This is a genomic window from Flavobacterium aestuarii, assembly GCF_040049115.1.
Classification (GTDB): Bacteria; Bacteroidota; Bacteroidia; order Flavobacteriales; family Flavobacteriaceae; genus Flavobacterium; species Flavobacterium aestuarii.
This window is the reverse complement of sequence record NZ_JBDLZZ010000014.1, coordinates 88,197-112,755: the sequence shown is the minus strand read 5'-3', so window position 1 is coordinate 112,755 and position 24,559 is coordinate 88,197. Positions and strand designations below refer to the sequence as shown.

Here is a 24,559-nt window from a genome sequence, read left to right as displayed (position 1 = left end):
AGCTGAATCCAGTTAATTCTATAACATGATACAAAGTTTTCAATATTTATTTCAATTAACTCCAGAAGAAAGCCAGCTTTTAAAAAGTTTAATCACTACACGAAAACTGAAAAGAGGCGATTATCTGATTACCGAAAATCAAATCTGTGAAGAAATTGTATTTGTAAAAGCTGGAATTTTGCGTTCTTTTTTTATAAATTCAAAAGATGAAGAAATGACTAATTGCTTTACTTTTGAAAATGAATTTATGACAGCTTTTTCGAGTTTTATTACACAGACACCAACAGATGAAAATATTCAGGCAATTACCGACTGTGATTTAGAAATAATTGATAAATCAGCTGTTGAAAATCTCTATAATTCCAGTTTTAGATGGGCAGATATCGGCAGGAAGATTGCCGAATATGAAGTAGTAAATCTTCATAATCGCATTGCTTCTCTGCAAAAAAAATCTGCTGCAGAACGATACGAAGCTTTGTTTGTAAATCATCAAAAATACATTCAATACATTCCATTGATTTATTTAGCATCTTATCTGGGAATATCTGCGAGACATTTAAGCCGAATAAGGCAAGCTGTTGTATTTTAGGACATTTGTCCTGTTTTTAAAAAGTTTTCATGAGCTACTTTTGTTTAAAAATAGAATTATCTTTATGAAAAATATATTAATTATAAATGGTCATCCAAATCCTTCCAGTTTTAATTCTGCTTTGGCAGAAGCATATAAAAAAGGTGCAATAGAAACTAAGGCAAGTGTCGAAACAATAACTATTGCTGACTTGAAATTCAATCCAAATCTAGCGTATGGTTATCAAAAAAGAATTGATTTAGAACCCGATTTAATAACTTCGTGGGAAAAAATCAAAAAAGCAGATCATTTGGTATGGATTCATCCTGTTTGGTGGGGCGGTCTGCCTGCTATTACCAAAGGATTTATCGACAGGCTGTTTTTGCCCGGAATGGCTTTTCAATATCGTGAAAATTCAATTTGGTGGGACAAATTATTGAAAGGAAAAACGGCTCGTATTATAACTACACTTGATCAGCCAAGCTGGTATTATTATTTATTCTATTCAAAACCAAGCGTCAATCAATTAAAAAAGGCAGTATTGGAATTTTGCGGAGTGAAACCTGTAAAAGTTACCTATGTTGGAATAGTTAAAAGTTCTGATGAAAAACAGCGCGAAAAATGGCTGCATAAAATTTTTCAATTGGGAACACAGCTTAAATAAAATGATGCAGTAAAATGAAAGGCTCAAAACTTATCTAAGTTTTGAGCCTTTTTCATATAATATATATTGATGCTCGCAATTTATTATAATTTACTGATATTCATTTGATTGTTTTTTGATTAACTTTTTATTAACAAGAATTGATACTACAACGTTAGAGTGTTAATTATTCTTAGTATTTTAAGGAATTAAAATTAAATAAGTAAAAAATGATGCTATTTATTATTAATTTCACATAATATTAACCAAATATGAATCAAAAATTAACCTTATGAAATTAAAAAACTATTTTTTATTATTCTTGACTTTTCTTTTGCAGTCATTTGTTTTTTCGCAAACAAAAGCGACTGGAAAAGAAGTAATGATCCAAGGATTTCATTGGACTACTGATGTATCTGTTACCAAATGGTATGAAGTAATCAAAAGCAGCTCTTCAACTTTGCAGACAGCTGGTTTTGATGCTATTTGGCTTCCTCCACCAAGTAAATCAACAGGCGGGATGGGCTATATTCCTACTGTATGGTATGATTTGAACAATGCACAAGGAACTCAGGCACAATTAGTGTCTTTGATTACTGATCTGCATTCAAAAAATATTAAAGTAATTGCTGATATCGTAATTAATCATCGTGGCGGAACCTTGGGATGGTATGATTTTTCAACACCTTCATGGAATACGCCAGCCGAAACTTGGTCCATTTGCAATAACTCTAATATAAGTGCCAGTGGACAAAAAGGAACAGGTAACTCTGATTATGATCCCGTTGCTGCAGGCTTAAAATCTGCAGGAGAATCTGGCTCATTTTCTGCAGCAAGAGATTTAGATCATTCTAATGCATCGGTTAGAGATGGTATTAAAACTTGGATGAACTGGTTGAAAAATGATATAGGTTTTGATGGATGGCGTTATGATTTTGTACATGGATATGACGGTAAATACATCAAGGAATATAATGATGCGACAAATCCTTATTTTTCAGTTGGTGAATTACTAGAAGGAGACAGAAACAGAATTGTAAAATGGATGGATTATACAAAAGCAGGCACAGCTGTGGCTTCTTCTACTGCTTTTGATTTTTCTACAAAGAGTGCTTTGCAAAATGCTTTTAAAGATAATAATCTGAGTTATTTAAAAGATGGAGCAGGAAAAGCATCTGGATTGATAGGGGTGTGGCCGTCAAATGCTGTGACAATGTTGGATAATCATGATACAGGACCAAAACCTTATGGACAGGATTTATGGATTTTTCCGGGGGATCAAGTGCTAAAAGGATATGCATATTTATTAACACATCCGGGCATACCAATGGTTTGGTGGCCGCATTATTTTAATTGGGGCATCAAAAATGAAATTGATGCATTGATTAAAATTAGAAAAGATAATGGTTTGAGCAGTACTTCAGCCTTAAATATAGTTGCAGCTACTAATAACTTATATGCAGCTATTATTGATGATAAGATAGCTATGAAATTAGGTTCAGATAATTGGTCGCCATCTGGAACGGGTTGGACTTTGAAGTTATCAGGAACAGGTTTTGCCATTTGGGATAAAGGAACAGTTCCAGATGTCCCTAGCTTGACTAATTCACAAGCAGGCGGAACATTTTCTACAGGTACAACAGTAACTGTAGTTTTAACAGCCAATAATTCTTCCTCGACTATTTTTTATACACTAGACGGAACGACTCCAACTACTGCCTCATCTTCTGCTATTGGAACAAAAACACTTTCTATTACAGCAAATACTACTTTGAAAGCTTTTGTAAAAAATACTGCTAATGTCATTTCTACTGTGTATACAGAGAATTATGCTTTTGCTGCTGTGCCAAAATTTACGGTTTATTTTAAAAAACCTGCTGGATGGGCGTCTACAATGAAGATTTATTATTGGGGAGTCACTGGAACCGCTCCAGCTTTAACATGGCCGGGAGCTGCCATGACACAGGATTGTGGAGATTGGTATACATATACTTTCCCATCAACAGTAAGTGCCTCCAATATCATTTTTACTGATGGCACTTTGAAAACCGCTGATTTAACAGCTACTGCTGGAATTAAGTATTATGACTCGGCTTGGTTAAGTGCAGAGCCAGCAAACAGATGTCCTGTTGTTGCTCCTGATTTGACAATATTGCAAGCTGGAGGAACATTTACAACTGGAACAACAGTAAATGTTGTTTTGACTGCCAATGTAAATACATCTACAATCTACTATACTTTGGATGGAACCACACCAACTACGGCTTCAGCATCTGCAGTTGGAGCAAAAACACTCGCCGTAACTGCAAATACTACTGTAAAAGCTTTTGTTAAAAATACAGCTGGCACTTCTTCAGCAATAAAAACTGAAACCTATACTTTTACCACTCCAAGTACCTTTACTGTTTATTTCAAAAAGCCATCATCATGGGCTTCGTCAATAAAAGTGTATTATTGGGCAACAACAGGAACTGCTCCTGCAGTTACTTGGCCAGGAACTGCTATGACGCAGGATTGCGGAGATTGGTATAAATTTACTTTTCCATCCACAGTGAGTGCTTCAAGTTTAATTTTCAATGATGGAACTTTGAAAACAGCTGATTTAACAGCAACAGCCGGAATTAAATATTATGATTCAAGCTGGTTAAGCGCTGAACCTGCTAACAGATGTCCAGTTGTAGCGCCAGATTTGACAATCTTGTCTGCTGGAGGAACATTTTCTGCAGGAACAGCAGTAAATGTGGTATTGACTGCCAATGTAAATACATCTACAATTTATTATACTTTGGATGGAACAATACCAACTGTTTCTTCGGCATCGGCAGTTGGAACAAAAACACTATCAATTACTGCTAACACGACAGTAAAAGCATTAGTTGTAAATACCGCAGGAACATCTTCGGCAGTAAAAACAGAAGTTTATTCCTTTGTCAGTACTCCAACTTTGACGGTTTATTTTAAACCTCCAACTACATGGACAGGAATACCAAAAGTACATTATTGGAATGCGGTTCCAACAGGAAGCACTGCAAATACCACTTGGCCTGGTGTGTCTATGACAGCTGATGTAAATGGTTTTTATAGGTATACCATAACTGGGCCTACATCAGTAAATTTGATCTTTAATAACGGTTCTAGTGGAACTGCTAATCAAACTGCAGATTTATTAAATAAAACAGATGGTTATTCATATACTTGGGTAGCAAGTACTTCTAAAATTGGAACAAAAAAAGAGGCAGCAGCCGCCAAAAGCTCATCAATATCATTATATCCAAATCCAGTAAGTAATCTACTGCAGATTAATTCTGATGTAGCAGCTTTGGATTATCAGATCATGTCTAACACTGGAACAGCAGTTCAAGCTGGAAAAGTAAGCAGTAATACTATTGATGTAAATAGTTTGCCATCAGGTCTTTATTTTGTTAAGATTCATTTTAGAGATGGTCAGGAATATTTACAGAAAATTATAAAAAAATAACTATTGATTTAAAATCTAAAAAGCTCAAACTTATTTTTAGTTTGAGCTTTTTTATATTTATGATGCAACTGGTTTTAATAATAATGTCTTGAGCCATAACCCAATAAATAGAGCAAAAAGCAATAATACTGCAAATAAATAAAAAATTGAAATATCTGCAGTTAAGCCTAATAATAATGGACCAGCAAATCCAGCAGCAGACCAGGCTGTCAACGTGTAACCAAGTATCTGACCGTATTTTTCAGCTCCAAAAATACTTTTTACAAAAGAAGGCATAGTTGCAAAACCTGCTCCATAACCAGCAATAATAATAAAGGTTAAAGTTTGAAAAGAAATTTGGCTGGTTGAAAAAGTTGGAATTAAAGCGAAACAGGTGGCATTGATTCCGATGAAAATCATAAAAGTAGTCCAGCAGCCAATTTTATCTGAAATACTTGACCAGAATAAACGTCCAATTCCATTAAACAACCCTATAACAGCAACAAAAACTGTGGCTTGTGCAGAAGTCATTCCTACAACTTCTTCTCCCAAAACCGCAGCTTTTGAGATTATGGCAATGCCACCGCATACATTTAGAAACAATAATAACCACAAGGCGATAAACCTTTTGTCTGTTATTATCTGTTTTGGAGTCAAATCGATATTTGCGTGCTGATTTTCTGCTGTACTTATTGGATTTGCCAAATACAAAGCACTCAAGAGCATACAGATTCCGTAACCGATTCCTAAAACAGTAAAGGCACCAGACAGTCCCATTGAAGTATATAAAGGACCAATTAAAAAAGAAGCCAATAAAGATCCCAATGCAAATGACATAATAATAATTCCAGAAGCCAATCCCGGACGATCAGGAAACCATTTTACAACTGTATAAACCGGTGCAATGTATCCAAATCCTAAACCAATGCCCTGCAAAACACCATATGTCAGATAAAATAAACTCATTGAACCTATATTGACTGCCAGAGAACTTCCTAATAATCCAATGGTTAAAAACAAGGTGGCAATTAATCCAGATTTCATTGGACCAATTTTCTGGGCAAATTTACCCATGAATGCGGCTGTTAATCCTAAGAAACAAATGGCAAGGCTGAATCCTGTTTTGGTATCATGGGCATCCCAGTTTAATTCTTTTGTTAAAGGTTCTATCCACTTGCTGTATGCATAAATAGAGCCTATTGACAATTGCATAACCATTCCTGCCAATACAATCAAATATTTATTTTTTGACATAATTGTATAATTTTTTATAAAATATTCTTGAACTGTTTTATTTGACTTTTACTTTTTTGAAATATTGCCTGAATATTTCTGCCGCTTTATTTACTTCTTCGGCTGTGTGTGGTATGGTGTCTGCCAATTGGTATTCCAGGCCCAGCATTTCCCACTTGTGTTTTCCCATTTGATGGAAAGGGATGATTTCGACTTTTTCTATCGTTTTATAGGACGTAAAATATTGTCCCCATTCATGCAGGTATTCTTCCTGATCGCTCCAGCCAGGCACTAGCACATAACGGAGCCACATTGGTTTTCCAGTACTTTCTCTATATTCTGCAAGCCTGAGTGTGGTTTTGTTTTTTACTCCGGTAAGTTTTTTATGCCATTCTTTATTAATGTGTTTGACATCTAATAGCAATAAATCAGTTTTTTCTAATAACAGTTCCGTTTTAGAATCCAGCACTCTTCCATTCGAATCTAGACAGGTATGAATTCCGTTTTCGTGCAAACGGTCAAAAAAGTGAATTAATTTATCTCTTTGCAGCAAAGGTTCTCCGCCCGAAACGGTGATTCCTCCTTTTTTGCCAAAATAAGATTTTTGATGCAATGCTTTTTCAACGAGTTCCTCAATAGGTATGAAACTGCCGCCATGAATATCCAGAGTATCGGGGTTCTGGCAATACAGGCATCTAAATTGGCATCCTTGTACAAAAATGACCATTCTGATTCCAGGGCCGTCATGAGTTCCTAATGTTTCAATAGAATGGATTCGAAGTAAGTCAGGATTATGTGCATCTATTGAATCATCAGTATATTGTTGTTGCGGAAAATACATGCAATAAATAGGTTTAAAAAAACCTGCCTAAATTAACTGATTTGTTTTTTTAGACAGGTTAATGTGGTTAATTCTGTGTTTATAGGTTAGTGGCTAATTTACAAACTTTCGTGAAAAGTTCTGGTAATAACTTCAAGCTGATGTGCTTTTGACAATCGGACGAAGTTTACAGCATATCCAGAAACTCTTATTGTTAACTGAGGGTAATTTTCAGGATGGTTGTAAGCATCCATCAAAGTTTCTTTATCTAAGACATTTACATTTAGATGATGTGCATTTCGTCCAAAATAGCTGTTTAAAATCGTTGTCAGATTATCTACTTGTTCTTCTTTATCAGAACCTAATGATTTTGGAACCATAGTGAAAGTATACGAAATACCATCCTGAGCATCTTCATAATTTAATTTGCTTACAGAATTTAAGGAAGCAATAGCTCCATTTGTATCTCTTCCATGCATTGGATTTGCTCCTGGAGCAAATGCTTCACCTCCTTTACGTCCGTCTGGCGTTGAACCAGTATTAGAACCATACATTACATTTGATGTGATAGTTAATAAAGACAGGGTTGGAGTAGCGTTTTTATATGCTTTATGTTTTCTTAATTCACTTATGAAAATAGTAGTGATTTCCTGTGCGATACTGTCTACTCGGTCATCATCATTTCCAAATTTAGGGAAATCTCCTTCGATATTGAAATCCACAGTTAAACCAATGTCATTTCTTACTGGAGTTACTTTTGCATATTTTATAGCAGATAAGGAATCGGCAATAATTGAAATTCCAGCAGCTCCATAAGCAATATCAATATTTGGATCACTATCGATTAATGCCATTTGCGCTCTTTCATAATAGTATTTGTCATGCATATAATGAATGATATACATTGATTTTGCATACACTCTTGCCACTTCTGCCAATGTAGTCTTGAAGATATTCATCACCGAATCATAGTCAAGTACACCATCAGCCATTTGAGGGATGTTTTTAATAACAACAGATCCTTTATCTTCTTCGCGTCCGCCGTTCAAAGCCATAAGTAGAGCTTTAGGCAAATTGGCACGAGCTCCAAAATGCTGGATTGTTTTTCCAATTTTTTGATAAGATACACAGCAGGCAATACCGTAATCGTCAGATCCTCTGTTGGTACGCATTAAATCATCATTCTCATATTGAAGTGAAGAAGTGTCTATAGAAACTTTGGCACAAAAATCTTTAAAACCTTGAGGCAGGCTTTGTGACCAAAGGATGGTCAAGTTTGGTTCAGGAGAAGCTCCTAAATTATATAATGTCTGTAAAAATCTGAATGAAGTTTTGGTAACTTTTGTTCTTCCATCGTTAAGCTGTCCACCGATAGCCTCAGTTACCCAAGTTGGGTCTCCACCAAAAATTTCATCGTAAGCTCCTGGACGCAAATGACGTACCAGACGAAGTTTCATAACAAACTGGTCGATAAACTCTTGTGCCTCTTCTTCAGTTATTAAACCAGATTTTAAATCATTTTCTATATAAATATCCAAAAATGATGAAACGTTACCTAAAGACATTGCAGCGCCATCTTGTTCTTTTACAGCGCTTAAATAAGCTAGATAAGTAAACTGAACAGCTTCTTTTGCATTGCTTGCCGGAACTGAAATATCAATGCCGTATGAACCTGCCATTATTTTCATATCCTGCAAAGCTTTGATCTGCTCTGTGATTTCTTCTCTAAGGCGTACTTTGTGATCAGTCATTTCGCCAGCTATGGCAGCAAAGTCTTCTTTTTTTGCTTCGATAAGACGGTCTACACCATAAAGTGCAACTCTCCTGAAATCACCAATGATTCTTCCTCTTGCATAATTGTCAGGCAGTCCTGTTAATAAGTGTTTGGAACGGTATGCTCTAATTTCACTGTCATAAGCACTAAATACAGCCTGATTGTGATCTTTGGCATAATTAAATATCTTAACTACTTCATCAGAAACAGTAAGACCTCTTTCTGCAACCGCAGATTGTACTAATTTGATTCCCCCGAAAGGCTTCATCGCTCTTTTTAATAACTGATCAGTCTGAAGACCTACAATTACTTCATTTTCCTTATCAATGTAGCCTGGACCAAATGAAGTAAGATTTGAAATGACATTGGTGTCGATTGCTAAACATCCGTTGTTCTTTCTTTCTTTCAGTAAATTTTCTTTACAAATATTCCATAATCTGGTCGTTCTATCTGATGGCCCAGCTAAGAAATTTTGATCACCTTCATACGGTGAAATGTTTTGCAAAACAAAATCATATACATCAATTGAATTGTTCCAATTCCCTGTTTTAAAATATAATGTTTCAGTCGCGCTTTTCATTTTAAATAGTATTATTAAGTTATCGTCTGTTTTTCAATTTTTTGTTGAATTATACTAGTAAATTTACGGAATTTTGGGGCAGTATTTATACGGATATTTATTTTTAAATAAAATTTAAAGTATTTAATATTAAACAGTTGTTTGTATATAGTTTTCTTTATTTTAATGATTATTTTTTATATCTATTACGTTATAGATAAATTTTATATTTTATTTTATTAATAAGTTTATTTTTGTTAAAAAAAATACAAAATGAATGTTTGTATTCAAATTGCCAAAGTCTGATACCAAAAAAATGCTTTTTTTTGAACTTTGTGTTTATTTCAATAACAAATCAATACTTCATTATCCGAAAATTAAACTTAAAATATTAATTATCTAATAAACGTCTATGATAATTAATTTGTCCCAAATGATAGGTTAAATGTGAAGTGAGGTGCATTAATAAATGAACTATTGAAGTTTTATTTTCGAAAACCAGATATGGATGCTCCTGCTGCACATCTTCATCATTTAGCTGGTCCATAGCTTCATTAATTACTGTTATTGTAGCGTCAAGCTGGGGCAATGAGCTCTGTTTTTGGAACTAATGCTGCAGAAAATTCCAGATCCCTGTTCCGAATGTAATTAGTATTTCCAATTTGTGCTCCTATATAAGTATTTAAATTGCCAATGAGATGCAAACAAAGATTCCCGGCAGAATTGGAGACTGATTTTTCAATATGCCAGATTTTGCTTTCATCATGATAAGAATCGATTTCAAGTTTTAATTTGTTAAGATCTCTGTTTAATAGTGATTTTATAATTTCTACTGTCATGCGGTATGTTTTTTAGAGTATTTTTTTAATGATGCTATGGCTTGTTTCTGGATTTCTTTTTGCATAAATCCTGTCCATCCTAATAAAAATCCTTTAAAGCCAAAGGCTTGTTTAGACCATTCCCAAATGTCAAAATAATCGGTATGCTTTATAATGAGGCTGTCACGAAACTGAAATTTTGCCTGAATTACATTGACTACTTTTCTATTTGTCTTGCTGAAATTATAAGTAGCAATCCATTTGGCAGATCCTGAATATTCATCTGCTTTGATGTCAGAAAATTCAATTTTTATGTCTCCTTTGCTTTTTTCCAACAGCATTGTCCACATCCTGCATGCATCTTTGCCTTTTAGTATGCCAAAAGCAGGATCTTCAAATTGAATATTGCTATGATAACATTCGCACATAGTCTGTGCATCAGCATTTGCAAAAGCGGTATAAAATTTATGAATCAGCTGTTCGTTATTATTCATTTACAAAAAAGTTTAAGTTTAAATTGTTTTTGAAGTCATAAATTTACTCGAAAATCTTCAATAACAAGTTAGGATCAGGACAATTTTCCAGATAGTACGCTAATTTTGTCTTACTGCAAACGCCAGGATAATCCCCAAAACAGGAATCAATGTTTTTTATAATCTGAAAATGTAAATGAGGTGCATAATCGCCATTTATGGTGGCATCTCCTAATGATGCCAGCTGCTGTCCTTTAGCAAATAAATCCCCCACATTTATTGTTTCTATGCTTTTTAGATCCAAGTGGCCATATAATGTATAAAAAATATAGTTTTCTAACTGATGTTCCAGTATAATTGTTGGGCCATAATCTCCCAGATTATTATTGTTTTGAAAACTATGTACTTTCCCATCTAATGCTGCTAATACTGGAGTTCCAGCTTTTATCCATAAATCCAGGCCTAGATGGATATTTCGCTCTTCTGAGTTGGAACTATTAAAAACAGTGCTTCGCTTGTATAAATTTCGCACTTCATTATAACCTCCATATGCAATTTCTGCATTGTTATTTTTTAAAAAATTTTCAATGTATTCTTCAAAAGCTATGGCATCAAAAAAAATTAATTTGTTGATTTCTGGATTATTTTCAGATAAATCTACAGGAAAATATCGGGAATAGGGGATTGAGCTGTCAATAACTCTGATGTCTTTTAAATCTAAAAATAAGGTTTCTAAGGATTTCATTTGATTGATAAAAATAGGATAGAATAAAGATAAAAAAAATCCCAACCGATTATGGTTGGGATTGGTATTATTGCTTTTAATTTTAATACAGGGAAGGAAATTTAGAAGGATTTGCTTCATGCATCATTTCATATACTTTTTCATAGATATCTTCAGCCGAAGGTTTTGAAAAATAATCTCCGTCTGTACCATAAGCAGGTCTGTGAGCTTTGGCTGTCAAGGTTTGTGGCTTGCTGTCCAGATGGATATAGGCATTTTGATCTTCAATAATCTGCTGTAAAATAAAAGCTGAAGCTCCTCCTGGTACATCTTCATCAATAACCAATAAACGATTTGTTTTTGAAATACTTTTAACAATATCGTGATGAATATCAAAAGGAAGTAATGATTGCAAATCAATAATTTCGCAGTCAATACCCTCTTCGTACAATTCTTTTGCGGCTTGCTCGACTAGTCTCAAAGTTGAGCCATAAGATACAAGCGTAATATCGGTTCCCTTTCTTAGTGTTTCTACAACGCCAATAGGAGTTTTGAATTCACCATAGTTTAAAGGCATTTTTTCTTTCAGTCGATAGCCATTTAAGCATTCAATAACTAGAGCGGGTTCATCACATTCTAATAATGAATTATAAAAGCCGGCAGCCTGTGTCATGTTTCTTGGAACTAACACATGGATTCCTCTGATGGCATTGATAATCATACCCATTGGAGAACCTGAATGCCAGATGCCTTCCAAACGATGTCCACGAGTACGGACTATCAATGGAGCTTTTTGTTTTCCAACAGTTCTATATTGCAATGTAGCCAAATCGTCACTCATGATTTGGATAGCGTATAGCAAATAATCTAAATATTGTATTTCGGCAATTGGACGCAGTCCTCTTAATGCCATTCCAATTCCTTGTCCTAATATGGTGGCTTCGCGAATTCCAGCATCGGCAACGCGCAGCTCTCCATATTTTTCCTGCATTCCTTCAAGCCCTTGATTTACATCGCCAATGTTTCCAGCATCTTCACCAAAAATTAATGCCTCGGGATATTTTGCAAAAAGAGCATCGAAATTGTCTCTCAAAATCATCCTTCCATCTGTATCAGCAATGGCGTTGACAGGATACTCAGGCAAAATTTCTTTAACTGAAAAAACATTTTTGTCCGATTCAGAAAATAAGTTGCTGCTAAATTTCGGCTGTGTTTTATTGATATAGCTGGTTATCCAATTAGATAATTCCATTTTATCATTTTCATTGACGACGAGGCGCAATGATTTTCTGGCAATTATCATTATTTCCTTTTTTAAAGGAGATTTAATGCTTTTTAGGCTAGAAATCTTTTTTTGGATTTCATCTTTTTTAGCACTGCCAGCTGAGATTTTTTCCAAAATGGCAATCAGCTCATTTTGTTCCTCTATTATTGGGCTAATAAATGCATTCCATGCCGTTTTTTTTCCTTCAAAAACCTGCTTTTTAGCTTCTAAATCAATTGCATCAAGTTCTTCAGGTGAAGCTATATTAATGGCAATCATCCATAATTTCATCTGGCGGATGCAGTCAAATTCTTTTTCCCAAGCTAATCGGGCAGCATTTTTATATCTTTCGTGCGATCCTGAACTGGAATGTCCCTGAGGCTGTGTTAATTGATTTACGTGAATTAAAACTGGAATATGATTTTCACGTGCTATTTGTGCAGCTTTTTCATAAGTTGCAACTAAATCAACATAATCCCAGCCTTTTACATTTAGTATTTCAAAGCCATTTGTTCCTTCTTCTCTTTGGTATCCTTTTAATATTTCAGAAATATTTTCCTTTGTTGTTTGATGTCTTGCATGCACCGAAATACCGTATTCATCGTCCCAGACACTCATTACCATAGGCACTTGCAGTACTCCTGCTGCGTTTATAGTTTCGAAGAATAATCCTTCGGATGTACTGGCATTTCCAATTGTTCCCCAGGCAATTTCATTTCCTCCTATAGAAAACTGATCAGCATTTGGGATATCAGTAACATTTCTGTATATTTTTGAAGCTTGTGCCAGTCCCAGTAATCTAGGCATTTGTCCAGCTGTAGGTGAAATATCGGCACTAGAATTTTTTTGCTGAGTCAGGTTTTTCCATGATCCATCTTCATTCAAGCTATGGGTTACAAAATGTCCCCCCATCTGTCTTCCCGCAGACATGGGTTCGAGGTCAATATCAGTGTGGCCATATAAACCAGCAAAAAACTGCTCAATTGTCAATTCGCCAATAGCCATCATAAAAGTCTGGTCGCGATAATAGCCAGAGCGGAAATCTCCATTTTTAAAGCATTTTGCCATGGCAAGCTGTGGTACTTCTTTGCCATCACCAAAAATACCAAATTTGGCTTTTCCGGTTAATACTTCTTTACGCCCTAACAAACTGCATTCTCGGCTTATTATGGCGGTTTTGTAGTCATTTAAGACTTCTGTCTTGAAATCTTCAAATGTTAAACTAGTATCGACTTTTTCTTTTATCATAATCAAAGTATAGCTTTAATGCTGCAAATTTAATTAAAACTATCTAGATGGCATTGTGTAATTCTGTATTTTTATATTTTTTTGGCAAATAATTTTTAGTAAAATGAATGTATTTTTATCAAATAAGTAATTTTGTTTTGATTTTATAATAATAATTCAATAATTTAAAGTTTTTATTTTGAATTAAAACCATTTTCGGGTAAAAAGATTAATTAATGATTTTGGGTTGAAAATAAAGATAAAACGAATTTTGTCTCCATAATTTTTTTCTGACAGTTCAAACCCATTCGAGGAATAAACAGGAAAGTACAATTCGAAGTAATCCTGAACCAGATTTAGACGGATTCCGCTATCATATAAAAACTCATTTGAAACTCCTTTATTTTTCACAAAGCCAAAGTCCGCATACGCATCAACCCAATTCCATAACATAGAATAACTCAAATTTGCAGTTGTCAGCCATTGATTGGCTTCAGCCGGATTTAGAAAAGATTTAAAACCTCCTTGGGAATGAATATATTGCTGGCTTAAGATTCCCGTTGTATCTGATCTGGCATATACAGCATAATCAAACATATAATCGTTTACTCTGGAAACGCCAAAGTTATAATTTTCAGTATTATTACTATTGTATAAAAAAGTTCCTGCATACACTCTGGCATTGAAATACCGATTATCATTAAACAGCTTTCGATACTCCATTTCGGTGGCTATTTTGCCAAAATAGCCCGAAACCTGTAGATCCGATAAAAATTTGACATGACTTGTAACTTCGGTTTTTATGTTGAAATATTTTAGGTTCAGAATAGAATAATTATCTGTACTGTCAATTACTATAGCCGATGGTTCTTTGTAAATGATATTATATTTCAGCGTTATAGCCTGTTTTCTATTATCACGATAATTGGGTTCTCTCAAAAATAAAGACAGGGTAGGGTATAACTTAAAATAAGCAGCATCTGGGGCATAGTGATAGTAAGAGCCATTTATGGAGTACCGTATATTGTACAGGCTTCCTTCTCTCCTGTATTGATTGTATGCAAATGTGTAGCTCCCAATAATGGATTTTGTATTAATGGAATACATAGGATTAAGGACAAACATAAATGGTTTATCATAAAAACTATAATTATAAAGACTAACGCCTGGAGAAAAGCCATCGTATTTATTATAAAAAAGAGTTGGCACATAAAATAATTGTGAGCGATGCGGATCTTCCAAATCTTCAAAAAAAGTCATTTTTAAAGGACGATTTAATGAAAATGCCTTTAATGATTTCCAGTTGTTTCTCAAATTAAATTCAGGAACTTCATTTTCATAATTAAGAGCCAGTTTATCAATATTTTTTCTTTCAAAAGTAAGAACGCTGTCTATTTGGCTGGTTTCCAGCCATTTTTTAAAAATAACCTGTTTGTCTTTAATTCCAAATACAGGCATCGGAACCACAGGAATACCTTTGTTTTTTACTGTAAATGTGACACTGTCTTTGGTATTTGAAACTGCATCAAATTTGTAATCAATTGTTTCTCTGCTATCAATAACATAATCAAAAAACCAGTCGATATTTTTTGAGGCTTTCATTTTCAGCAATTCTTCAAAATCATTTCGGTTTGTTTGTTTCTGCTTGTTTAATTCATAAAATTGCTTAATTCCAGATAAAACAATATCATCTCCCAGATAATCATCCAGATAATGAATACTCAAACCAGCCTTGTATTTATTGGCTATTTGGACATTGTATTTTATCAGCGTATTTTTAGGAGCATTTAGTGGCTGATCTAGATTTTTTCTGGCCATTAGCATATAATAGTAACTATACTGTCCATTAAAATCAGTTTGCGCCATTTTAAAACTTCTGAGCAGATAATATTTGGAGGCTGACCCCATCATTTTGCTATCAGGATGATATTTATCTATGTAGTTCATCATAGTAAATATTTGAATTCCGTCATAAATCCAATTGTCTTTTCTGGAATCCAGCCTTAAGCTGTTTTTGAGATAATTGTTCAAATACGTTTTCAGAAATTTTATTTCAAATAAAAAATCTTCATGAAAGGGACGCATAAACTTAGGCAATTGATTCAAACCATAAACAGGATTTTTTTCATAATCAGCTTCTGAAATAACTATTTTGTCAAAAGGATATATTCCAATTTGATTGTTGCTAAAATCTGCAATCCTTTTTATAATTTCAATTTTGATCGAATCGGTAAATCTTCCTGACCTGATATTGGTAAAAACTTCCAGATTGTTAATTTTGAAACTGGAATAGCTTGATTCTTTTTCTATAACAATATTGAAATCGCTTCTGTTTTTTCCAGTTAATCTGATATTGGTTTCTTTCTCATTTTGAGTAATCTGATCGATACTCAAATCGGTAGTGACGGCATTTTTTCCATCAATTTTTAGATCAATATCAAAATCTGAAACAGCATTCGCTATATCATCCAAGTTTTCATTGCTGTATTTTATAAACTTTTTGTTTTCATAGCGTGCAGGTGTGATAAACCAGTTCTTGAGATGCATGCCATATTTTTCAAAATGGCCATATTTGGTAAATTTGTCACTAGGGATTTTGGCTGCATAAGTAAGGTGCAGTTTCACTTTTTGATTGGGAAGCAAAGCGCTGTTCAGTGAAACAGTAATATAATCGGGATTTTTTTTTGTTCTTTCCCAAGTAAAAGACTTTTGATCTGTATCCTCAATTATTAAATTGATAGTTCCGCCAAGATCATCAGCCGATGCCATATGAAACTTATTATAAAACTCATCCGAAAATCTTTTGCCCATTGGGCTATCTTTTTCTGAAAAAGCATTGTTCCAATCATTCAGTACAATATGCGTTAGAGTATCATTGGATTGATTGTAAAAAGTAATTTCCTGATTGACAGTTAGTGTATTATGCTTCATATCAGCCATAACAGACATCTTGGATTGATGCTGTGCATATTGTTTTTGAGTGGCAGAAAAAACAATAAGAAACAGGATAATTTTACCGAAAGTTTTCAATCTGGGACTGGTATTTGTTTTTTAATCGTATAAAGCTAATACAATTTACGAAAAATTAAGAAAAGTTCAGTATTATACAGATAAAATACACTGAAAGCCGTTAAAATAAAAGAGCCGTTTTTAAAACGGCTCTTAGTATTTAAAAATTGGGACTCAAATCATACTTTTTATAGAATTTGTCCAGGACATCAACAACTTCATCTTCGGTATCTACAATTTTGAATAAGTTCAGGTCATCTGGGCTTATCGTGTGTTCTTTTTCTAGTAAAACAGCTTTAACCCAATCAATCAAACCTGACCAAAATGCAGTTCCCACTAATATAATTGGGAATTTTCCAATCTTCTTGGTTTGGATTAAGGTAATAGCTTCGAATAATTCATCCAAGGTTCCAAAACCTCCCGGCATTACCACAAATCCTTGCGAATATTTTACAAACATTACTTTTCTAACAAAGAAATAGTCAAAATTCAAGTTTTTATCCCTATCAATATACGGGTTAAAATGCTGTTCAAAAGGCAATTCGATATTCAAACCTACCGAAGTTCCTCCGCCCAGATGTGCTCCTTTATTGCCTGCTTCCATAATTCCGGGACCACCGCCAGTAATTACGCCATAACCGGCTTTACTTATCTTGAAAGCAATTTTTTCGGCTAACTGATAATAACGATCTTCTGGTTTTATTCTGGCCGAACCAAAAATAGTTACGCAAGGACCAATACGTCCCATGGTATCATATCCATTTACAAATTCGGACATGATTTTAAAAATTCCCCAACTGTCATTGGTTCGAATCTCATTCCATGTTTTTTGTTTAAAACTGTCTTGAATTACTTTGTCTTCGTCGTTATCAAAATCTTGTAGTTTCATATATGTTTAGTAATTTGGCAATAGTCATTAGCCATTAGTAATTAGTTATTTATTGATATTTTAGATTTTTGGTTTTGCCTGTTGGCTAATGCCTTTATCTAAGATAATTCTTTTTTCAAAAACTGTGCTGTGTAGCTTTTCTTATTTTTCGCAACTTCTTCAGGAGTCCCTTTGGCTACAAGAGTTCCTCCGCCTTTTCCGCCTTCGGGACCAATGTCGATAATATAGTCTGCGAGTTTGATGACATCCATATTGTGTTCAATAATCAATATCGTATTTCCTTTATCAACAAGTTTATTAATGACATCCATCAATACTCGAATATCTTCAAAATGCAAACCTGTTGTAGGTTCGTCCAGAATATAGAACGTATTTCCTGTATCTTTTTTAGACAATTCACCTGCCAGTTTGATGCGTTGTGCTTCACCACCCGAAAGAGTCGTGCTTTGCTGTCCAAGTGTAATGTACCCCAAACCAACATCCTGAATTGTTTTTATCTTTCTGTAAATTTTTGGAATATTCTCAAAGAAAGGAACCGCTTCGTCAACTGTCATATTCAATACATCCGAAATAGATTTTCCTTTATATCGAATCTCCAATGTTTCTCTGTTGAAACGCTTCCCTTGGCAGGTTTCACATTCGACATAAACATCTGGCAAGAAATTCATTTCTATAGTGCGAACACCAGAACCTTCACAAGTTTCGCAGCGACCTCCTTTTACATTAAAGCTAAAACGTCCTGCTTTATACCCCCGAATCATGCTTTCGGAAGTCATTGTAAACAGGTTTCGTATTTCCGAAAAAACTTCGGTATACGTCGCAGGATTGGAACGCGGTGTACGTCCAATTGGACTTTGGTCAATATCAATAACTTTGTCAATATGTTCCAATCCCTCGATTTTTTTGTACGGTTTCGGAATTTTGACACCATTAAAATAATGAGCATTCAAAATAGGGTAGAGGGTCTCGTTAATCAAGGTAGATTTTCCGCTCCCCGAAACTCCTGTAACGCAAATCATTTTACCCAAAGGCAAATCGATAGTAACATTTTTTAGATTATTTCCAGTTGCTCCCGAAAGTTTTAAAAACTTACCATTTCCTTGGCGTCTTTCTTTTGGAATCTCCAATTTCATTTTGCCATTCAAATACTGTGCTGTAATAGTATTCGATGCCAAAGTTTCTTTTGGTGTTCCAATGCTGATGATTTCACCGCCGTATTTTCCAGCTTTTGGTCCAATATCAATCACATAATCGGCTTGTTCAATCATGTCCTTGTCATGTTCAACCACTATAACCGAATTCCCAATATCACGTAATTGTTCCAAAGAATGAATTAGTTTCTCGTTGTCTCTTTGGTGCAAACCGATACTTGGTTCGTCCAAAATATACAATACACCAACCAATTGCGATCCAATTTGAGTTGCCAATCGAATACGCTGTGCCTCACCACCCGAAAGCGATTTTGAACTTCGGCTCAAGGCCAAATAATCCAAACCAACGTTCATCAGGAAAGCAAGCCTGTCCTTGATTTCCTTAATGACTTCTGTGGCAATTTTTTTCTGTTTATCAGATAGATGATTATCCAGATCCAAAAACCAAGCCGTCAAATCCGAAATATCCATAGCGCACAACTCGGATATGTTTTTTTCGAAAATCTTAAAATAATTGGCTTCTTTTTTCAAACGGGAACCTTCGCAAACAGGACATTTTATCTCGTCCATAAATTCCTTTGCCCAACGTTTAATAGTTGTCGAGCCACTTTCGTCGTGCTGGCTTTTTATAAAATGAGAGATACCTTCAAAATCTATTTTGTAATCACGGGCAACTCCTAAATTTTTAGAATTAATAGTGAATTTTTCCTTTCCGCCATTCAGAATCATCTGCATAGCCTCGTCAGAAATATTTTCGATAGGATCAGTCAATTTAAAACCATATTTTTCTCCAATAATTTCTAATTGTTTAAAAATCCATGACGATTTATATTCACCCAAAGGCGCAAATCCGCCCGCTTTAATGGATAATTTAGGATTTGGAATAATTTTTCCAACATTAATTTCATTAATTGTTCCCAAACCGTTACAATGTTCGCAGGCACCTTTTGGGGAATTAAAAGAAAACAAATTTGGTTCGGGATTTTGATAGGATATACCGGTTGAAGGACACATTAAATTTCGGCTGAAATAGCGGACTTCATTCGTATCCTGATCCAAAACCATCAAAACATTTTCACCGTGATGCATCGCTGTATTGATGCTTTCGGATAAGCGTTTGTTATTGTCAGGATTGTCTTCTATCACCATTCTGTCTACGACAATTTCAATATCATGGGTTTTATAACGATCCAATTTCATTCCTGAAACTAAGTCAAGTATATCTCCATTTACACGAACTTTCAAAAATCCCTGTTTAGTTATTTGTTGAAATAACTCTGCATAATGTCCTTTTCTTGCGCGGATTACAGGCGCCAGAATATTAATTCTTTTCCCTGAAAAATCTTTGATAATCAAATCCTTGATTTGCTCATCCGAATAGGAAACCATTTTTTCGCCTGTATTATAACTGTAGGCATCAGCTCCACGAGCATAAAGCAAACGAAGAAAATCATAAATTTCGGTGATAGTTCCAACAGTAGAACGAGGACTTTTGCTGGTGGTTTTCTGTTCGATAGCAATTACAGGGGAAAGACCATCAATTTTATCGACATCTGGGCGCTCCAAACCGCCTAAAAATTGTCTTGCATAAGCCGAGAATGTTTCTACGTAACGTCGTTGGCCTTCTGCATAAATCGTGTCAAAAGCCAATGAAGATTTACCAGAGCCCGAAAGCCCTGTAATTACCACCAGTTTTTCACGGGGAATAGAAACATCAATGTTTTTTAGATTGTGTACGCGCGCGCCTTGAACTTCTATGATATTGTCTGTGTCTAGCATAATTTTTGCAAAAAAGCAAAGTTACCATTTTGATTGATTCTTTTACTCTAACACCATAGAAGATTGTGTTAAAAATATACCATAAAAAAACGCTAATCGAAGTTAGCGTTTTCTTTTGCGGTTGGCAATATAATCTTCAATTGCTTCACGGGTTGTGAGCCAATTTCGGCCTTCTTTGTAGGCGTCGATTTTGCCTGTTCGTGCCAAGAGGCTAATGTATTCCTGACCGTAAGCCATATCGGGTTCTTGAACAATATTTGAAATTTCCTGATATTCAGTATAATTGTCTGGCATTGCAGTTTTATAAATATTCAAGGTGCGCTCCAATGCTTGACACATCAACAGGGTCAACTTTTGATAATTTCCTCCATTGGCCTGATTCAAGGCTTCGTAATATTTCTTTCTGTCATTTTTCAAAATAATCGCAGGAGGAAAACCACTTCGCATTAATATTAAGTTCATAGCTAATCGAACAGTACGGCCATTACCATCAAAAAATGGATGTATCCAGACAAATTTATGATGAAAAATAGTTGCAAGCTCAATATCATTTAGCTGTAATGGATTTGTATTTACAAATTCGATTAATTCATCTAATAAATCAGAGACTTTGTTGGCGTTTGGCGGTGTAAAATTAGCGCCGGTTATTCGGACCCCTCCATTTCGGATGCGTCCTGCAAAATCATCTTCTATGGATCTCAAAACTAAGCCGTGCAACGATAGTATATCAATACTTCGCAAAGTATAATTATCACTCACGATAGAGTAAAGATAATCAATAGCCTTATCGTGATTGTGTGTTTCAAAATGTTCTCTTAGTGATTTTCCTTTTACGGTTATCCCTTCTTGAATGACCATTTGTGTTTCACGCAGACTCATTGTGTTGCCTTCTATGCTGTTTGAATTGTAGGTCCATTCTATGGAAAGGCTTTCCCTGATTTTATTCAATGCAATATTAGGCAAGGGTCTGCTGGACTGCAGTGCTTGTCTTTTTTCATGCAATCTGTCAAAAGTGGATTGCAGTTCGTCTCGGTATGTTAAGTTGATTTCCCACATGCCACAAAGATACTCTTATTATCGGATATTTTAAAATTTTAACTATCCGATATTAATTTATTCTATGGTCATTGATTTTAATTTGGTTCTATAGGCTTCTAGTGCTACGGATTTTGATATAAAACCATAATATTTATCATCTCTTATTACAGGAAGAAATGCTTTTTTAGTTGCTTCAAACTTATTCATTACTATTTCCATGCTATTGGTTGGATGAACAACAGCAACGGGTTGCACCATAATTTCCTTGATTAAGGTATATTTTACTCGATAGGGATTGAAAATAATTTCCCTAATGTCATTAAAATGAACAATGCCCAATAATTTTTTATCCAATGAAACCACGGCAAAAATAACCTGATTGGAATGAGAGATTAAATCCACTAATTTTTCGAGATTTTCGTCTGGTGAAATGGTTAGATAATCGGTTTGAATGATTGAATTTGTCTCCAAGGTTGAAAGCACATTAGTGTCTTTATTATTGGTAAAGGCATGTCCTTTTTTGGCCAGATTCTTCACATCCAATGAATGTACTTCAAATCGTTTGGAAATTGCATAACTGATGGAAGCTACAATCATCAATGGAATCATCAAGCCATAACCTCCTGTAATTTCTGCAATCAAAAATATTGCTGTCAAAGGTGCGTGAAATAATCCACTCAAGATTCCCGACATTCCCACAACCGTAAAATTACTGATAGGCAAATGAGTCAATCCAGTTAGATTTAAAAGTTTGGAAAAGAAAAATCCAACATAAGAGCCTAAAAATAGGGCAGGGGCAAAGTTTCCTCCGTTTCCTCCGCTACCCAATGTTATCCCAGAGGCAAAAGCCTTTAACATAAATGAACACCCGACAAAAGCCAGTAATGCCCAATTATTATTTCTAAAACTTTTGAAAAGTGTATCATCCAATAACTGACCTGGATCACTTTCGGACAAAGTTCTGATGGTTTCATATCCTTCACCAAAAAGCGTTGGAAAAACAAATATTAGCAATGCTAAAATTGAGGCTCCAAAAAATGCTTTTTTATAAGATGAAAGTCGCATGTGTGCAAAATAATGTTCAATTCTTTGAAAATTTCTTGCATAATAAACACCTACAAACCCAGTCAAAACACCTAAAAATACGTAGTAAAAGATATTATGATAATTAAATGTCTGTCTGGTTGGAAAATTAAGCAATATAGTTTCATCCAATGCAATGGCAGAAACCAGTGCTCCAGTTGCACCTGCAATCATTATTGGTGTAAATGCAGAAATACTGACATCTACCAGTAAAACTTCAATTGCAAACAGAACGCCTGCAATTGGAGCATTAAAAGCGGCTCCAATTCCTGCTGCAACACCACAGCCTATTAATAATGTTCTGTCTTTATATGATAATTTATATTTTTGGGCATAATTGGAACCAAATGCAGCTCCAGTAATTACAATTGGGCTTTCCAATCCAGCCGAACCTCCTAGACCTACTGTTAAGGAGCTTGTGGCAATCTGTGCGTACATCTGCTTTTTAGGAATAATACTTGCTTTTTTGGCAACTGCATATAAAATCTGTGATGTCCCTTTTTCAATAGAGCCTCCCAAAAATCTATTAACGACAAAAACGGTAAGCACGATACCAAAAACAGGCAGCATTATTTTAACTATTCCTACGTTAAAAATATTGGTATGAATAGTAACGTAAGTAGCAAATCGAAAAACCCAGTGGGCAAAAGTCTTTAGAACAATAACTGCTAAAGCTGATGAAATTCCAACTAAAACACTAGATAAGAAAATAAAATTCTTTGGACTTAAAATAGATTGAGCTAAGCCTATTATTTGTTCTAGTTTGGAAAGAAAAGCTTTTAACATTATATCTTTAATTGCATTGATTTATTACAAAAATAAGATTTTAAATTCGAAAAATACGGCAAACTATTCCATTAATGACATCGCATGTTTGGCGACAATCCCAAAGTTGTAGCCCTGTGCCTGATCATATCCTGCATAATTGACAGCAATGAGCTGTCCGCATTCATTAAACACAGGCGAACCGCTGGCTCCGTGTGTAGAAGTCACGTTGTACTGCACACTAACGCCATCCGATTCCTTATTTATCTGTCCTTCATAAACTTGAACTTTTATGCCTTTGCGAGTATTGGCTAATTGCATTCCCATTGGATAACCAATTAAAATAGCATTAGTCCCTGGTTTTAGACTTGTGTCATCCTGTACTGCATTATCTAAATCTACAATATCATTAACCGAGGCGGGCAATTTTTCGCTCTTAAGCTGTAAAATAGCAACATCAACTTCGTCTTCAGCAGCAATTTTAAGTACATTGCATTGTAGCCAATCGTCTTTTGAACCGTGCAATGCCACACTTATTTCGACCGTATTGGGAATAATTTCTATGTCATCCAAATTAGTGTAAATTACTTGACTGGTAACAGCACTTTCTTCCGATTTATTATCAGCTATTAAGTCATTTACTTCGTTATTGACATTTGTTGAATCTACATTGGCAACAGGTGCAGTATCTTCTGCAGCGGCTTCTTCTTCAGAATAATCTCCTTCTTCATCACCGCCATAATAATCATTCCAATGTGATTCCAGATACGTTTTGTAATCTTTTTTATTTATGGTATCTGGCAGAATTGCTGCAATATGATTTTTTAATTCACTAAAATCATCTGTTTTTGGCTCAGCGTATTTCCATGGTTCGGCTACGTGATGGTTAGTTACAATTTTTCCATCTTCAGAAACAAAGAAACCTGTCCCTGAAATTGTTTTTTCTTCAAATGAATTATCATCAACGTCTATCAGAAATGGTTCTGAACCTTTGATTGAAATCTGCAAAGCGTAAGTATGTTTTACTAAAACAACAGCATCTTTGTATTTTTCGTAAATCTGAGTTTGGCTATTAAGGCAAATGGTTTCTTTTTTATTGAATTTTGCCCAAACACGAGGAATAATAATTACGCCTAAAACAACTATAACACCAATTATTAGGGCTATTTTTTTATTTCGGGCTTTAGTATCAATTGCTGTATTCTGGTTATTTTTTTCTTCTGGAGAATAATTTTCGGTCATTAGTATCAAATTTTTATAGCCCAAATTTAATAAAACAAACCTC

General features: G+C 34.7%; 17 protein-coding genes. 3 read left to right on the top strand and 14 right to left on the bottom strand.

Going from position 1 to position 24,559, the window contains the following annotated elements:
- Positions 1-25 precede the first annotated feature (25 nt).
- The 3 genes from ABEG11_RS14635 to ABEG11_RS14625 all read left to right on the top strand — a co-directional run bounded on the left by ABEG11_RS14635 (position 26) and on the right by ABEG11_RS14625 (position 4,689).
- Positions 26-589 (top strand): Crp/Fnr family transcriptional regulator, encoded by a 564-nt coding sequence (locus ABEG11_RS14635; protein WP_348824914.1) that lies wholly within the window; start codon positions 26-28, stop codon positions 587-589.
- Between the two features lie 64 nt (positions 590-653).
- Entirely contained in the window at positions 654-1,232 is a 579-nt protein-coding gene (locus ABEG11_RS14630; RefSeq protein WP_348824913.1) for an NAD(P)H-dependent oxidoreductase, read from the top strand.
- 271 nt (positions 1,233-1,503) lie between these two features.
- On the top strand, positions 1,504-4,689 hold the full coding sequence (locus ABEG11_RS14625; protein WP_348824912.1) for a starch-binding protein: 3,186 nt from the start codon (positions 1,504-1,506) through the stop codon (positions 4,687-4,689).
- Between the two features lie 57 nt (positions 4,690-4,746).
- On the opposite strand, the gene ABEG11_RS14620 is transcribed toward ABEG11_RS14625, so the two are convergent.
- The 14 genes from ABEG11_RS14620 to ABEG11_RS14555 form a co-directional block, all read right to left on the bottom strand.
- A complete protein-coding gene (locus ABEG11_RS14620; RefSeq protein ID WP_348824911.1) occupies positions 4,747-5,922 on the bottom strand; it encodes an OFA family MFS transporter in 1,176 nt (391 codons plus the stop codon).
- 37 nt (positions 5,923-5,959) lie between these two features.
- Positions 5,960-6,742, bottom strand: a complete 783-nt coding sequence (gene pflA / locus ABEG11_RS14615; RefSeq protein ID WP_348824910.1) for a pyruvate formate-lyase-activating protein — start codon at positions 6,740-6,742, stop codon at positions 5,960-5,962.
- A 98-nt stretch (positions 6,743-6,840) separates the two neighbouring features.
- A complete protein-coding gene (gene pflB / locus ABEG11_RS14610; protein WP_348824909.1) occupies positions 6,841-9,075 on the bottom strand; it encodes a formate C-acetyltransferase in 2,235 nt (744 codons plus the stop codon).
- Positions 9,076-9,445: 370 nt separating this feature from the next.
- Positions 9,446-9,643, bottom strand: coding sequence for a hypothetical protein (locus ABEG11_RS14605; RefSeq protein ID WP_348824908.1), 198 nt, complete (start codon positions 9,641-9,643; stop codon positions 9,446-9,448).
- Entirely contained in the window at positions 9,630-9,893 is a 264-nt protein-coding gene (locus tag ABEG11_RS14600; RefSeq protein WP_348824907.1) for a hypothetical protein, read from the bottom strand. Before ABEG11_RS14600 ends, ABEG11_RS14605 begins: the two co-directional genes overlap by 14 nt.
- Positions 9,890-10,366 (bottom strand): nuclear transport factor 2 family protein, encoded by a 477-nt coding sequence (locus ABEG11_RS14595; protein ID WP_348824906.1) that lies wholly within the window; start codon positions 10,364-10,366, stop codon positions 9,890-9,892. Before ABEG11_RS14595 ends, ABEG11_RS14600 begins: the two co-directional genes overlap by 4 nt.
- 43 nt (positions 10,367-10,409) lie before the next feature.
- On the bottom strand, positions 10,410-11,090 hold the full coding sequence (locus ABEG11_RS14590; RefSeq protein ID WP_348824905.1) for a peptidoglycan DD-metalloendopeptidase family protein: 681 nt from the start codon (positions 11,088-11,090) through the stop codon (positions 10,410-10,412).
- 82 nt (positions 11,091-11,172) lie between these two features.
- Complete coding sequence (locus tag ABEG11_RS14585; RefSeq protein WP_348824904.1) at positions 11,173-13,581, bottom strand: alpha-ketoacid dehydrogenase subunit alpha/beta; 2,409 nt, start codon at positions 13,579-13,581, stop codon at positions 11,173-11,175.
- A 183-nt stretch (positions 13,582-13,764) separates the two neighbouring features.
- The gene (locus tag ABEG11_RS14580; protein ID WP_348824903.1) at positions 13,765-16,590 is read right to left on the bottom strand and encodes a gluzincin family metallopeptidase; all 2,826 of its coding nucleotides are present in this window, start codon (positions 16,588-16,590) and stop codon (positions 13,765-13,767) included.
- Positions 16,591-16,729: 139 nt separating this feature from the next.
- A complete protein-coding gene (locus ABEG11_RS14575) occupies positions 16,730-17,458 on the bottom strand; it encodes an LOG family protein (RefSeq protein WP_348824902.1) in 729 nt (242 codons plus the stop codon).
- 98 nt (positions 17,459-17,556) lie between these two features.
- On the bottom strand, positions 17,557-20,388 hold the full coding sequence (gene uvrA / locus ABEG11_RS14570) for an excinuclease ABC subunit UvrA (protein ID WP_348824901.1): 2,832 nt from the start codon (positions 20,386-20,388) through the stop codon (positions 17,557-17,559).
- Between the two features lie 102 nt (positions 20,389-20,490).
- Complete coding sequence (locus ABEG11_RS14565; RefSeq protein ID WP_348824900.1) at positions 20,491-21,444, bottom strand: Fic family protein; 954 nt, start codon at positions 21,442-21,444, stop codon at positions 20,491-20,493.
- Positions 21,445-21,501: 57 nt separating this feature from the next.
- Positions 21,502-23,295 carry a chloride channel protein gene (locus ABEG11_RS14560; RefSeq protein ID WP_348824899.1) on the bottom strand — a complete coding sequence of 598 codons (1,794 nt, stop codon included), beginning with the start codon at positions 23,293-23,295 and terminating at the stop codon, positions 21,502-21,504.
- A 63-nt stretch (positions 23,296-23,358) separates the two neighbouring features.
- Positions 23,359-24,516, bottom strand: coding sequence for a S1 family peptidase (locus ABEG11_RS14555; RefSeq protein WP_348824898.1), 1,158 nt, complete (start codon positions 24,514-24,516; stop codon positions 23,359-23,361).
- Positions 24,517-24,559: the final 43 nt, after the last annotated feature.

Coding starts and splice junctions, on each gene's coding strand:
- ABEG11_RS14555 (WP_348824898.1), bottom strand. CDS start 24,516: ATGACCGAAAATTATTCTCCAGAAGAAAAAAATAACCAGAATACAGCA.
- ABEG11_RS14590 (WP_348824905.1), bottom strand. CDS start 11,090: ATGAAATCCTTAGAAACCTTATTTTTAGATTTAAAAGACATCAGAGTT.
- ABEG11_RS14600 (WP_348824907.1), bottom strand. CDS start 9,893: ATGACAGTAGAAATTATAAAATCACTATTAAACAGAGATCTTAACAAA.
- ABEG11_RS14630 (WP_348824913.1), top strand. CDS start 654: ATGAAAAATATATTAATTATAAATGGTCATCCAAATCCTTCCAGTTTT.
- ABEG11_RS14560 (WP_348824899.1), bottom strand. CDS start 23,295: ATGTTAAAAGCTTTTCTTTCCAAACTAGAACAAATAATAGGCTTAGCT.
- ABEG11_RS14585 (WP_348824904.1), bottom strand. CDS start 13,581: ATGATAAAAGAAAAAGTCGATACTAGTTTAACATTTGAAGATTTCAAG.
- ABEG11_RS14635 (WP_348824914.1), top strand. CDS start 26: ATGATACAAAGTTTTCAATATTTATTTCAATTAACTCCAGAAGAAAGC.
- ABEG11_RS14620 (WP_348824911.1), bottom strand. CDS start 5,922: ATGTCAAAAAATAAATATTTGATTGTATTGGCAGGAATGGTTATGCAA.
- ABEG11_RS14595 (WP_348824906.1), bottom strand. CDS start 10,366: ATGAATAATAACGAACAGCTGATTCATAAATTTTATACCGCTTTTGCA.
- pflA (WP_348824910.1), bottom strand. CDS start 6,742: ATGTATTTTCCGCAACAACAATATACTGATGATTCAATAGATGCACAT.
- ABEG11_RS14625 (WP_348824912.1), top strand. CDS start 1,504: ATGAAATTAAAAAACTATTTTTTATTATTCTTGACTTTTCTTTTGCAG.
- ABEG11_RS14565 (WP_348824900.1), bottom strand. CDS start 21,444: ATGTGGGAAATCAACTTAACATACCGAGACGAACTGCAATCCACTTTT.
- pflB (WP_348824909.1), bottom strand. CDS start 9,075: ATGAAAAGCGCGACTGAAACATTATATTTTAAAACAGGGAATTGGAAC.
- uvrA (WP_348824901.1), bottom strand. CDS start 20,388: ATGCTAGACACAGACAATATCATAGAAGTTCAAGGCGCGCGCGTACAC.
- ABEG11_RS14575 (WP_348824902.1), bottom strand. CDS start 17,458: ATGAAACTACAAGATTTTGATAACGACGAAGACAAAGTAATTCAAGAC.